Here is a 13,295-nt window from a genome sequence, read left to right as displayed (position 1 = left end):
CGCCGGAATTAAATAACCCCAATTGTAACAAACTGTGTATCGATTCCTGATATTTGTTACCATCTCCGAATTAAATTCTTAACCGCCAAATTAGAATACGCGGCCGTAAAAAAGGAGTTTCGCAGTGACAATTTCCGAGCAACAGATCCAGTCAATCTTGCAGCACACCATCGATCCGACGACCGGCAAGGACTATGTGGCGTCAAATGCGGTTGGCGCCATCCAAATCGATCAGACAAACGTAACCATCGATATTGCGTTGGGTTATCCGGCCCAAAGCGTCAAAAATAATATCCAGCAGCAGATTACGGATGCGCTAGCCTCGATACCCGGCATTGGCAAGATTACGGTGACAGTGAGCAGCAAAATTATTCCGCATAGCGTGCAAAAAGGCGTCAAATTGATCCCTGGCGTTAAAAATATCATCGCCGTCGCATCGGGCAAAGGCGGTGTCGGAAAATCCGCAACCGCTGTCAACCTTGCGCTTGCACTCGCAGCAGAAGGCGCATCGGTCGGCATTCTGGATGCCGATATCTATGGCCCATCGCAACCTCAGATGTTGGGAATAACCCATCATCCCGAATCACTCGATGGCAAAACCATGGAACCGGTGATAGCGCATGGCATTCAGGCGATGTCGATCGGGTTGCTGATCGATGTCGAAACGCCGATGGTATGGCGCGGCCCGATGGTCACCCAGGCTTTGCAACAATTATTGAATGATACCAATTGGAAAGATCTGGATTATCTCATTGTCGATCTGCCGCCAGGCACGGGCGATATTCAATTGACGCTCGCGCAGAAAATACCGGTGACTGGCGCTGTCATTGTAACTACGCCGCAGGATATCGCTTTGCTCGACGCTCGCAAGGGGCTGAAAATGTTTGAAAAGGTCGGCATACCGATCCTCGGTATCGTGGAAAACATGAGCACTCATACCTGTTCTCAGTGCGGTCATACCGAGCCTATTTTTGGAACGGGCGGCGGTGAAAAAATGTGCCGTGACTACCAGGTGGAATTCCTCGGCGCCTTGCCGTTGGATATCCGTATTCGCGAACATACCGACACCGGTAAACCGAGTGTGGTTGCCGAACCCGAAAGTCACATTGCCGAAATATATCGGTTGATTGCCCGGCGCATTGCTGTCAAGGTGGCTGAATCTGCCGAAGATCACTCGGAATTGTTCGCCAAGATCATTATGGAAAATGACTAGAAGTCATTGCTTATTAAGATGACGATCAAATCAGATAAATGGATACGGCGGATGGCTCTGGAGCATGGCATGATCGAGCCCTTCGAGCCCGACCAGATCCGCTTTAAAGACGGCAACCGCATCGTCTCATACGGCACTTCGAGTTATGGCTACGATATCCGTTGTTCGAACGAATTCAAGTTATTCACCAACATCAATTCCACCATCGTCGATCCAAAGAATTTTGATTCGAATTCATTTATCGACGTCAAAAGCGATGTCTGCATCATTCCACCGAATTCATTCGCGCTGGCGCGCACGGTCGAATATTTTCGCATTCCGCGGAATGTACTAACGATCTGCCTGGGCAAATCGACCTATGCGCGCTGTGGAATCATCGTCAATGTCACGCCGTTCGAACCGGAATGGGAAGGCTATGTCACGCTGGAATTTTCCAACACTACCCCACTCCCGGCCAAGATTTATGCTGACGAAGGGGTCGCTCAGGTGATATTTTTCGAATCGGACGAGGTCTGCGAAACGTCTTATAAGGATCGCGGCGGAAAATACCAAGGACAACATGGGGTAACGTTACCAAAAATTTAATGCACACTGTGCAATCCGATATGCCCGACATGAACCTCACAATGCAAAAGCTTGTTGTCCTGATAAGCTTTCTTGTTTTTTTCACCGCATTCCGGGCCGAAGCACAACAACATATTTCGCTGCCACACACCGGCTTCACGCCGGACGATATTGCGCTGATTGTCAATGACGCCGATCCTCTATCCCGGCAGATTGGCGATTATTATCAAAAAGCCCGAAAAATTCCTGCTGAGAACGTCATCCATCTGCGATTTCCGTCCGACCGCCGCGTTCTTCCCATCAAGGAATTCAAGCAACTCAAGACCATCATCGACGAACGCACACGCAGTCATATACAAGCGTATGCAGTAGCCTGGACAGAACCTTATCGGGTCGGCTGCATGTCATTGACATCGGCACTTGCGTTTGGGTTTGACAAAAAATTCTGCTCCAAGCAATGTACACCGACTGCTCCCAATCCTTATTTCAATTCCTCCAGCCGCTACCCGGCGAACGATCACCAGATCCGCCCAGCAATGATGCTCGCAGGCTTATCATTCGAGCAGGTCAAGAAACTCATTGATCGGGGCGTAGCATCCGACCACAGCTTTCCGGACGGCACCGCCTATTTGCTGAGTACTTCGGACAAGGCGCGTAATAGTCGCTCCAGCGGCTTTAAAATGGCGGCGGAAGAATTCCTCGGTGTTTTTGCAGTGCAGCTGCTGGATACTGATGTAATTGCCAACCGGCGCGATGTGCTTTTTTATTTTACGGGTTTGCCTGAAGTCAATATGCTGCAGTCGCTCAATTTTTTACCGGGAGCGCTGGCGGATCACCTGACCTCGGCTGGCGGCGTGCTGACCAGTTCCCGGCAGATGAGCAGCCTGCGCTGGCTGGAAGCAGGCGCCACGGCAAGCTATGGCACAGTGGTTGAGCCTTGTAGTTATCCGCAAAAATTTCCATCGGCAGTAGTTGCCATGTTCCATTACGCGACCGGCGCTACGGCTATAGAAGCGTATTGGAAAAGCGTCGCCTGGCCAGGACAGGGCATTTTCATCGGCGAACCTCTGGCCAAACCGTTCGCTCCCTTGCTGCGCAAAGTCGATATCGACCAATTTGAGCTCAAAATCTTCTCGCCCAACGCCAGCATCTTGAAAATTGAAGAATCGGCTGCCGCTGCCGGCCCTTTCAAACCCATTGCTCACGAACACCCCATTCATCGCGGCGAGAATGTATTCCAGTTTAATTTCAACGAAAAAAAAGAAGGTTATCTTCGTTTGCAATGGCATTGAAATTCAAAAAAATCGAAATATCGATCTTTTGATCAAACAGTTCCATTAATCGTTAACTTTTTATCCGCAAAAATTTTTTTCTAGCTATAAACTTTTCCTAGAAAATACCGTCAAATCCAGCAGAAAAAATTGTTACTCAACACGTTGTTTTGAATGGACTATAGGTGCAAAGCAGAAATTTAATGGCAATTTGAAAAAACACTTGATTTGCCAGCAATGCAGTCTATAATGCGAGCAAACAGAACTATGCAGTCTTCATCACTTGAAGGAGGTCATCATGAAAGGCACCAAGAACTATTTTGCTTCGGTTGATTCAGTCAACGCCCATATTCCTGAAACGTAGTCATTTAAAAGGAAAACTCAAATGCGTACAATTTCTTCTACACTCCCCAAATTCGATCAACCTGACGTTTCATTCGATTCCCATCCAGAAGTCAGTCTGGATTTCAAGCATATTCAGAATGCCTTAAAAAAAGGCTATCAACGCCCATTTTTATTGGTCGATAGCAATATCATCCGCCAGAAAGCCCGACGATTCAAAGCTGCGATGCCGCGAGTTCATCCGCATTACGCCGTGAAAGCCAATCCTGATCAACGCGTACTCAAAACGCTGATCGAAGAAGGCGTCGGCTTTGAAATTGCTTCGATTGCTGAGCTCGATGTACTGTTGAAACTGGGCGTGCCTGCTGCCGAAATATTCTATAGCAATCCGATGAAATCCAGAGCTTATCTGGAATATGCCGCCGCTCATGGGGTGGAATGGTATGTCATTGACAGCATAGAAGAATTAAGAAAAATTGTGAGTGTGAAAGCCGATGCAAAAATGTATCTGCGCATTGATACACCCAATATTGGCAGTGATTGGCCGCTAGCAGGAAAATTTGGCACTCATCTGGCGGATATCAATGAAATCATCATCGAAGCGGTCAAACTGCATGCAGATCTAGCCGGGGTTACCTTCCATGTCGGTTCCCAATGCCGCAACCCGCAAAACTGGCGGGTGGGCATCGAACGAGCTAAAAAAGTGTTCGCAGACATGCAGAATGCCGGACTTGACCCACGATTATTGAATATTGGTGGAGGTTATCCTGTACGCCATACCAAACCGATTCCTTCGATTGAAACCATCGCCGATGTCATCAATGAAGCGATTGCAGATTTACCGAATAATGTGCATGTCATGGCGGAACCTGGCCGGTACCTGGTATCGGACTCCGCTTATTTCGTCTGTCGCGTGGTCGGCACAGCAACTCGAAATGGCAAACGCTGGATGTATTGGGATGCAGGTATGTTTGGCGGAATCATTGAAATGACCGAAGGCCTGCGTTATGAAATCCTGACCGATCGGAAAGGCGCCGACATTCCCTGGTCGATTGCCGGTCCCACATGTGACTCGGTCGATATTCTGATGCACGATGTCATGCTGCCAAAAGACCTGCAGGAAGGTGATTTTATCTATATCCCGAATGCTGGCGCCTATACGACAGCATACGCCAGCAATTTTAACGGCTTCCCACTGCCGGATGTCAGCATAATATAAAATCATTTATCTATATCACGTTCAACCCTTCAACTGCGTCTGACAATGGTGAACAAATTTCTCACCATTGTCAGTATCGCCAGCAATCGATCAATCCAAGCCTGTTGAGGCAGGAGACCTATCACAGGACTTTCTCCGATCCAATACCACAAAGTGATATTCCAAATCGCCATTTTCCGAGACATGCTTGACACGTTCTGTCTCCTGCCAGTCGGTGAGATCAAACGTTGGGAAAACGGTATCTCCTGCAAAATCTCGCTGAATTTCGGTGATATAGATGCGCTGACAAATCGGCAATGTCTGCCGATACAATTGCTCTCCCCCTATTACGAAGATTTCATGGGTTGAAGACTGTGCCTCGCTGACCTTGAGCGCACTCTCAATGGAATGCACGACGATGGCGTCGGGTGCATTGAACTGATGCTGATGTGTAACCACAATATTGGTGCGACCCGGTAACGATTTACCGATGGACTCATAGGTCTTGCGTCCCATGATGATGATATGCCCCATGGTCAGAAACTTAAAATGCTTCAGATCGGCCGGCAAGTGCCAGGGCAATTTATTATTTTGGCCAATGATACGATTCTTGGCCATCGCCACCAGAAGGGATATGCGCGGGAGAGTCATACTGCCACCGGTGCTTTGATCGCCGGGTGAGGGTCATAATTTTCCAGCGTGAAATCTTCAAACTTGAAATCCAGTATGTCCTGAATTTGAGGATTTATTTTCAGGGTGGGTAACGGCTTGGGTGATCGTGATAATTGCTCCCGGGCTTGTTCGATATGATTCGAATACAGATGTGCATCGCCCAGGGTATGCACGAAATCCCCAGGAATAAGGTTGCAAACGTGGGCGATCAATTCTGTTAGCAACGCGTAAGACGCGATATTGAATGGAACGCCGAGGAAAATATCGGCGCTGCGCTGGTAGAGCTGACATGACAGTCGATTATCTGCGACATAAAATTGAAACAGCGCGTGACAGGGCGGCAAGCGCATTTTCGGCAAATCACCCACATTCCATGCAGAAACCACCATACGCCTGGAATCAGGCGTTTTCTTGATCTGTCCGATCACTTGCTGCAGCTGATCAATATATATTCCATCCGCAGCAGTCCATGAGCGCCATTGATGACCATAAATGGGACCCAAATTTCCTTGCGCATCAGCCCATTCATCCCATATGGAAACGCCATTCTGGTGCAAATACGCAATATTGGTATCGCCGCGCAGGAACCAGAGCAACTCATGAATAATGGATCTCAGATGACATTTTTTAGTCGTCACCAGAGGAAAACCGTCAGTCAAACTAAAACGCATCTGGTAGCCAAAAATGGAAAGGGTACCAGTACCCGTGCGGTCTGTCTTCTGAGTCCCATGGTCGAGAACCTGCTGCATTAGCTCGAGATATTGTCGCATCCTTCTTATTTACCTCCTCGTCACATTCAGAATAAACTCATCCATTGAAGCTATATCAGCCATACAGCAAATAAGACGTATATAATAGCAAGCAACGTTAACTGACAATATCATTCTTACGCAATGGCTCCCGTTGTCATTCAAAAAATACTACTAGACAGGAAAGCTATCAATGCTGGCATCACTTTTCCAGAATACATCACCTATCGATCAGTCCATTAAGCTACCATACATTCTCGTCGTACTTCCTACATTAGATAAAATACCCAAGAAATATAACGTTCCTGGAGAGGATTCACTGGAAAAATTACTTGAGCGGCGCAATATGAAACTCGCCGACTTGAATCGCACGCCGGTCAGTGCAAATCTCGCAAACGGCGAACTATGCAGTTGGGTCATGATCGATACCGACAAATCGATATTCAATCAGCAGACCTGTATCCGCAAGGCACTCAAGCACCTATTGGTTGAAAACCCTTCGGAAATCCATATTGCTGTATATGGCACCACGCATCAGAAAAAAAACTTCTCAGAATTAGCTGTGTATGTCACCTGGATCAATGGCGCCGCATTACCGGTCAGAAAAAATAAACCCACCAGAACTTCACTGGCAAAAATATTTTTATATGGCCATCAAGACGAGCAAAACTTCGCATTACAGCGTGCGCTGGCGGAAGGTAATCTGTTGGCTCGTGGTCTTACCGTCCTTCCGGCAAACGAATTAACACCCAGAACCTATCGTCAGCAAATCCGCAAGCTGGCGGACAATGAGGGCTGGAAATACGAGGAATTCGATTTGACCAAGCTGAAGGATATCGGTGCCGGCGCTTTTGTCGCAGTCGCCCAAGGCAGTCATTCAGAGGATGCCGCCATTGTGCATCTGCAGTATCAATGCAAGAAACATTCTACTCAGCAAAAAAATATCGCCATCGTTGGTAAAGGCATTTGTTTTGATACCGGCGGGCATAACTTGAAGCCCGCCCGACACATGCAGGGAATGCATGAAGATATGAATGGTTCGGCTGTTGCTCTGGGCATTCTATTGGCTGCGACTCGGGCTGAACTTCCCATCAATATGGATTGTTGGCTCGCAATCGCGCAAAACCATATCAGTCCGACCGCTTACAAGCAGAATGACATCATTTCAGCACTGAACGGATTATCGATCGAAATTGTCCATACCGATGCCGAAGGCCGCATGGTTCTGGCAGATACCCTCACCCTTGCCGTTAAGCTCAAACCGGACTTGATCATAGACTTTGCAACACTGACCGGCAGTATGCAAACTGCGATCGGCTCACGCTATAGCGGAATTTTCTGCAATCGCCCCGATTTAATACCCAAAGCCATTGCGGCAGGCAATGAAAGTGGCGAGCGGGTATGTGCTTTCCCGATGGACGCAGATTATGACGAAGAGTTGGAAAGTCACATTGCCGATATTAAGCAATGTAAGCTGGACGGAGAAATTGATCATATCCTGGCAGCCTGCTTTCTACGTAGATTTGTAAACGAGACGCCATGGCTTCACATGGATTTGTCAGCCAGCCGCCATCCGGAAGGTCTGGGCGCAGTTGACAGTGAAGTGACTGGATTCGGAGTCAACTGGGCCATTGAATTTCTCAAAAAGATCTGACCAGAAAGACCTCGCCCATCACGGCTCCCTCAAAAACAATAATAAGAGGGTAAAACGATTCGAATTCCTTAGCTTTTGGTAATTACAAGCTTCTGTCCAATCGATAAATTCTCATCACTGCTATTCCAACGTTTGATTTTCTTTACCGTAGTTCCGTACTTCTTGGCAATGTCATATAACGTATCGCCTTTTCTGACGATATGCACACTGGCATGGTAATTCTGCAGTCTATTGCTATTCTTGTCATTGATTGCCACATCATCGGTAATGACTTGGGGAACGAGAATTTTCTGCCCTAACGTCAAGTTCTTGTGGCGGGCTATGCCATTGATGGTTTTCAATTGCTTGACTGTTGTATTGTAGCGTTCGGCAATTTCACGAATACTTTCATCTTTCTTGACATGATACATCTGCCAGGAAACACGCGGATCCTGATAGGTCTCCAGATTTTTTAGAAAAGTTTCTTTCTTATTCCTTGGGAGAAGCAAAGTGCGGGATTCATTCTGCACTTTGATGACATACCGGTTGTATGCGGGGTTTAGTGCGGCGAATTCGACTTCAGAGATGTTTGCTAGGCGGGTTACGAGGGGGACATCAATGGGTTCATGCAGTTTGACTTTCTCAAAATACGGTCGATTAGGTACCTGTCGAAGTCGCACCCCATATTTATTCGAATTGGCAATGATGTCCTTGATGGCCAACAGCTTATAGACATAATGCTTGGCTTCGGTTGGTAAATTCAAATGATCGAAATCACCTGTCCTGCCTTTGTGAGCACTTCTGGAAAGCGCTTTACCGACGGTGCCTTCGCCAATGTTGTAAGCTGCTATGGCCAGCATCCAATTATTGAAACGTTTATGGAGATACTGGAAGTAATCCAATGCAGCTTCTGTTGACGCAATAACGTCGCGCCGGTCGTCATGCCAGACATTTTGTTCGAGCCCCAGGATTTTTCCAGTTTCGGGAATAAATTACCATAAACCGGTGGAGTTGCTGTTCGACTTGATCAGAGGATCATAAGAGCTTTCGATTACCGGAATCAGCGCAATTTCCATCGGCATACCGCGACGCTCAATTTCTTCCACAATATAATACAAATAGCGTTCGCTATTTTGTATGATGCGATTGAGTGTTTCTGGTCTTCGGGTGTAGGGCGTTTCGATTTTACGTATTGCTTTACTGTTTGTCGGTAGTGCTATCGAAAATCCGTTGCGAACACGATCCAACAAATTTTCTTCATATTGATGAACATCTTGCGGTAAATTAGTAGCAGATGCAGTAATGGATATGAATAAGCAAGCACCGAAAAGCAATGACATCAGTAAAGAAATCAGGTCATTTCTTTTATAAATCATTCACATAATTCACATTTTGTCTTTACACTGGTTGACAGGATATACAAAATTCTGACGTTTGCAAACAATTTTTTTCGATGAAGTACCCAGTGAACAATAAGATATCAAATGTAATCAGATAATTATTTTTCAGTGCTCATGTACTTCCTGATCTGTCATTCCCGGATATTCGACTGACTTCTGAAATCCAGCAGTGAAATAGTCGGCTTTGGTTTCCAATTTTTCTTCCGGTATTCGACTGTTACATTCGTGAAAATTCCGCCGCGCACATAAAATTTCGCGATCAACCGCGCATATCGAGGCTTGAGAGTGCTTGTCAGTTCATCCAGAATAGTATTGGTAACCGCTTCATGAAATACCCCTTCATTCCGAAAGGACCAGATATACAGTTTTAGACTCTTGAGTTCGACGCATTTTCTATCCGGGATATAATCGAAAATCAGCGTTGCAAAATCCGGCTGCCCCGTCTTTGGACACAAGCACGTGAACTCAGGAATTTCCATATGGATATGGTAATCCCGATCGGCAAAAGGATTCGGAAATGTTTCAAGTATCTTGTTAGGCTTGCTCGTCATTGTTCATACTCATGTTAAAATTAAATCGTCGCAATCAATGATATTCAGGTTTCTCACTGATATTACTCATTATAACCGTCTTATCTGATAAACAAAAAATTGCGCTTAGCCCATATCAAACTCGCCGGCTTCAAATCCTTTGTCGATCCAACCGTTATTCCCGTTTCTCAAGATTTGGTAGGTATCGTCGGCCCGAACGGTTGCGGAAAGTCGAACATTATTGATGCCGTTCGATGGGTGCTTGGCGAATCCAAAGCCTCAGCCCTGCGCGGCGATTCGATGGAGGATGTCATTTTTGCCGGATCAGATCAACGCAAGGCAGTCAATCGCGCCAGCGTTGAAATTGTGTTTGACAATCAAGCCAGCACTATCACCGGTCAATGGGCCAGCTATTCCGAGATTGCCATCAAGCGCGTTCTCCAGCGCGATAAAGGCTCAAACTATTACATCAATAACCTCCAGGTACGGCGGCGGGATATCTCAGACCTATTCCTAGGTACTGGAATTGGCGGTCGAGGCTATGCAATCATTGAGCAAGGCATGATCTCGCGCATCATTGAAGCCAAACCGCACGAACTGAAAAGTTTTTTGGAAGAAGCGGCTGGAATAACCCAGTACCGGGAACGAAGACAGGAAACCTCATCGCGACTTGTTGAAACTCGCAAGAACCTGCTTCGGCTGGAAGATATCTGTAGAGAACTCGAAACCCAACTCGATCATTTGTCGACTCAGGCAGAGATTGCAGCGCGTTACCAGTCATTGCAGGAAAAATTACTTCATACTCAATCGCTGCTCTGGCTTCAGCGCAAGACGGATGCTCTTAATCAACGCAACGAAGCTGAACAAGAAATCCACCGTCTGGAGACGGCACTGGATACTGCACTTGCGACCCAGCACGAGGCTGAACAAAACTTCGAGAATGCCCGCGCCAGTGAATATGCGATCACTGAGCAGTTATTGCAGACACAAGGGCAACTCTACAGCGTCGATGCCGAAATCGGCCGGCTGGAGCAGGAAAGAAACTTCCTTAGCACAACGATGGAACGTCTGACTCAACAAATTCAAGAAATTGCCAATCGATTGGCAGGCAACTTGCAATTCAAGAATGATTCCGTCGAGAAATTGCTGCATTGGCAGCAAGAAAACGCTCAAGCCGAAGCATTTCACAGCCAATGCATTCTGCTCAATGAGGAGGAAAATAATAAGTTACCAGGTATAGAAACCGAATTGCAGCGATGCCAGGAAATTCTCGCTGAGCACCGACATCACCTTTTTTCGATTGAACAAAGCGGCCAACTTGAAGCCAGCCATCGAACGCATGCCGAAAAAAATATTCAACAGCTTGAAATACGGCATGCGCGCTTGATAAAAGAACGCGATGAATTGATCGCCATTGAATCAGAGAGATTGAACAAACTCACGGCAGAAATGAATGAAGGCTCGCGCACATTGGAGACGCTTGCTCTCGAGCACAACGAGCTGGAACAGCGATTGGCTGCTGCCAATCAATCCCACAAAACCGTTTCACAACAGATCCACGATGTACAGCATACCCTGTCACAGGCAACAGCGCGCTACACCGCATTAAATAATTTGCAGCAAAAATTGGATGACAACCAGAATTTGATCACGTGGTTGAATAATCATCAATTAAATACTCTACCCCGCCTATGGCAAAAAATAGAGATTCTTCCCGAATGGGAAACTGCACTGGAGGCTGTGTTATTTGAACGCCTCAACAGCATCGAGCTAGATCAGTTGAATGTTTTGGAGGATTGGATTGATGATCTTCCATCAGGCAAATGGGCTATTTTTGAAAAACATCCAATCGCTAAGGCAAATCATCAATCTCCTACCCCTGCGAACATCGAATGCACACCACTAATTAACTTTATCACCGTCACTCAACCGGAAATTGCCGCCGTCCTGACTGATTGGTTACGATGGATCTATGTGATCGGCACTGTGCAGGATGCTCTGAGCAAACGACATACGCTCCACTCCGGCGAAGTATTCTTAACCCGTCAAGGCCATATGATCACGCGCGCAAGCGTAACCTTCTATGCGCCGACATCTCAACTGCACGGTGTTTTATCAAGGCAGCAAGAACTTAAAAATCTTCATATTGAAATAAACCGGCTGGAATCCGCGCTTGACGGACAACGCACTGACCTGGAAACACTAACGCGACAAACCAAAACCGTCGCTGAAACACTCGCGCGCTCGCGTGAAAAGCATCAACAAGTCCAGCAGCGCCGTCACAATCTGCAACTTGAAATTGTCAAGCTTACTCAAATCAATGAACGCACACGCCACCGAACCCATCAAATCACCACCGAATTAACTGAAATCAAGCAGGCTTTGGAAACCGAGCAGTCCCTGCAACACGCTGCAATGGCGAAATCTTTGGAATGCCGACAGCAGGCTGATGCTCGACAGGAATTGATCCGGCAAGCCCAGCAGGCATGGAACTCAGCAAATCAGTCAGTCAACGCGCAACGGCAACGCCAGCGAGAGTCCTCGCAGCAATTGCAGCACGCTTTCCTCCAGACCAACGCCTGCATGATAAAAATCAAGGAAATAGAATCAAAGATCTTATCGCTTGATGAAGAAATGCAGCAATTAACCGAAGCTCGCGATCATTTGCTCAATGAAAAAAAGACATTAAACCCGGAACCCCTTGATCAGTTATTGGAATCCGCCCGAACAAACCGCACGTCCATCGAAGCAAGCATTCGAGAGGTACGCGAACAAGCTGAAGAAACAGCGCGCAATTTACGCGACATTGAGAACATCCGCATGACATCCGAGCAGCAGTCCTACGCATTACGGGATGCGATCAACCAAGCCCGGCTTAAGGAACAGGCTGCCAGTATCACAATCGCCCAGTTTGATGAGCTGATCAGCAATAATGGAGTAGATACCGAAGCGCTGACAGCTTTGATCGGAAAAAAAAGCATCACGAGTCTTCAAGCGGAAATTAATCGCTTCAGCGGGCAAATTTCGGCGTTGGGTCCGGTCAATCTCGCCGCGCTTGAAGAGCTCAGCCATGCCCGGTCACGGCAATCCGAACTGCTGGCACAAACGGAGGACCTGACTGCGGCGATTGCCACATTGGAAAACGTCATCCAGCGAATTGACCGGGAAACACAATTACTGCTGCAAAAGACATTTGATGCGGTCAATCAGTATTTAAATGAAATTTTTCCGGTGATATTCGGCGGCGGCCATGCAAAGCTCGAGCTGAGCGACGGCAGGATTCTTGATGCCGGACTCCTATTGATGGCCCAGCCTCCGGGAAAAAAGAACAGCTCCATTCATTTATTATCGGGAGGTGAAAAAGCGCTCACTGCATTGGCATTAATTTTTTCGTTATTTCGCCTTAACCCGGCCCCCTTTTGTTTGCTGGATGAAGTTGATGCACCGCTCGATGACAGCAACACCAACCGCTTCTGCGATTTGGTAAAAAACATGTCGGCACACACTCAGTTCTTGTTCATCAGTCACAATAAAATTACGATGGAAATGGCGCAGCAATTGGTTGGCGTCACCATGCAAGAACAGGGCGTATCAAGGATAGTTACTGTTGACATAGCGGATGCAATCAAAATCCGACAGCACATTGAGCAACCCGTGACCTAGCGTGGCAGTTGATCCCATAGAGCTGGCATGATCTAATTTGCGGGGCTTACATCAAGGATT

At 47.1% G+C, this 13,295-nt stretch carries 11 protein-coding genes; 6 read left to right on the top strand and 5 right to left on the bottom strand.

Annotation, left to right across the window (positions count from 1 at the left end; translation table 11 throughout):
• Positions 1-124: 124 nt before the first annotated feature.
• From apbC to ABF87_RS02030, 4 genes are all read left to right on the top strand, one after another.
• A complete protein-coding gene (apbC, locus tag ABF87_RS02045) occupies positions 125-1,213 on the top strand; it encodes an iron-sulfur cluster carrier protein ApbC (RefSeq protein WP_160827470.1) in 1,089 nt (362 codons plus the stop codon).
• An 18-nt stretch (positions 1,214-1,231) separates the two neighbouring features.
• Positions 1,232-1,798, top strand: coding sequence for a dCTP deaminase (gene dcd / locus ABF87_RS02040; protein WP_160827469.1), 567 nt, complete (start codon positions 1,232-1,234; stop codon positions 1,796-1,798).
• A gap of 41 nt (positions 1,799-1,839) precedes the next feature.
• A complete protein-coding gene (locus ABF87_RS02035) occupies positions 1,840-3,069 on the top strand; it encodes a TIGR03790 family protein (RefSeq protein WP_240143478.1) in 1,230 nt (409 codons plus the stop codon).
• A 364-nt stretch (positions 3,070-3,433) separates the two neighbouring features.
• Positions 3,434-4,609, top strand: a complete 1,176-nt coding sequence (locus ABF87_RS02030) for a type III PLP-dependent enzyme (protein ID WP_160827467.1) — start codon at positions 3,434-3,436, stop codon at positions 4,607-4,609.
• 90 nt (positions 4,610-4,699) lie between these two features.
• On the opposite strand, the gene ABF87_RS02025 is transcribed toward ABF87_RS02030, so the two are convergent.
• Both ABF87_RS02025 and ABF87_RS02020 read right to left on the bottom strand, forming a co-directional pair.
• Positions 4,700-5,239, bottom strand: a complete 540-nt coding sequence (locus tag ABF87_RS02025; protein ID WP_160827466.1) for a dihydrofolate reductase — start codon at positions 5,237-5,239, stop codon at positions 4,700-4,702.
• The gene (locus tag ABF87_RS02020) at positions 5,236-6,030 is read right to left on the bottom strand and encodes a thymidylate synthase (RefSeq protein WP_160827465.1); all 795 of its coding nucleotides are present in this window, start codon (positions 6,028-6,030) and stop codon (positions 5,236-5,238) included. Before ABF87_RS02020 ends, ABF87_RS02025 begins: the two co-directional genes overlap by 4 nt.
• 172 nt (positions 6,031-6,202) lie before the next feature.
• On the opposite strand from ABF87_RS02020, the gene ABF87_RS02015 reads away from it, so the two are divergent.
• A complete protein-coding gene (locus tag ABF87_RS02015; RefSeq protein WP_160827464.1) occupies positions 6,203-7,663 on the top strand; it encodes a leucyl aminopeptidase family protein in 1,461 nt (486 codons plus the stop codon).
• 68 nt (positions 7,664-7,731) lie between these two features.
• Here ABF87_RS02015 and ABF87_RS15375 read toward each other — a convergent pair whose 3' ends face one another.
• The 3 genes from ABF87_RS15375 to queF all read right to left on the bottom strand — a co-directional run bounded on the left by ABF87_RS15375 (position 7,732) and on the right by queF (position 9,593).
• Positions 7,732-8,631, bottom strand: coding sequence for a LysM peptidoglycan-binding domain-containing protein (locus tag ABF87_RS15375; RefSeq protein ID WP_345789864.1), 900 nt, complete (start codon positions 8,629-8,631; stop codon positions 7,732-7,734).
• 3 nt (positions 8,632-8,634) lie between these two features.
• A complete protein-coding gene (locus ABF87_RS14885; RefSeq protein WP_240143477.1) occupies positions 8,635-9,018 on the bottom strand; it encodes a hypothetical protein in 384 nt (127 codons plus the stop codon).
• A 155-nt stretch (positions 9,019-9,173) separates the two neighbouring features.
• On the bottom strand, positions 9,174-9,593 hold the full coding sequence (gene queF, locus ABF87_RS02005; protein WP_160827463.1) for a preQ(1) synthase: 420 nt from the start codon (positions 9,591-9,593) through the stop codon (positions 9,174-9,176).
• A 99-nt stretch (positions 9,594-9,692) separates the two neighbouring features.
• Here queF and smc point away from each other — a divergent pair, with 99 nt between their 5' ends.
• Positions 9,693-13,235, top strand: coding sequence for a chromosome segregation protein SMC (smc, locus tag ABF87_RS02000; RefSeq protein WP_160827462.1), 3,543 nt, complete (start codon positions 9,693-9,695; stop codon positions 13,233-13,235).
• Positions 13,236-13,295: the final 60 nt, after the last annotated feature.

The sequence above is a fragment of the Nitrosomonas sp. JL21 genome (assembly GCF_009833095.1).
Lineage (GTDB): Bacteria > Pseudomonadota > Gammaproteobacteria > Burkholderiales > Nitrosomonadaceae > Nitrosomonas.
The sequence above is the reverse complement of the archived record's forward strand: the minus strand, read 5'-3'. Positions and strand labels throughout refer to the sequence as shown.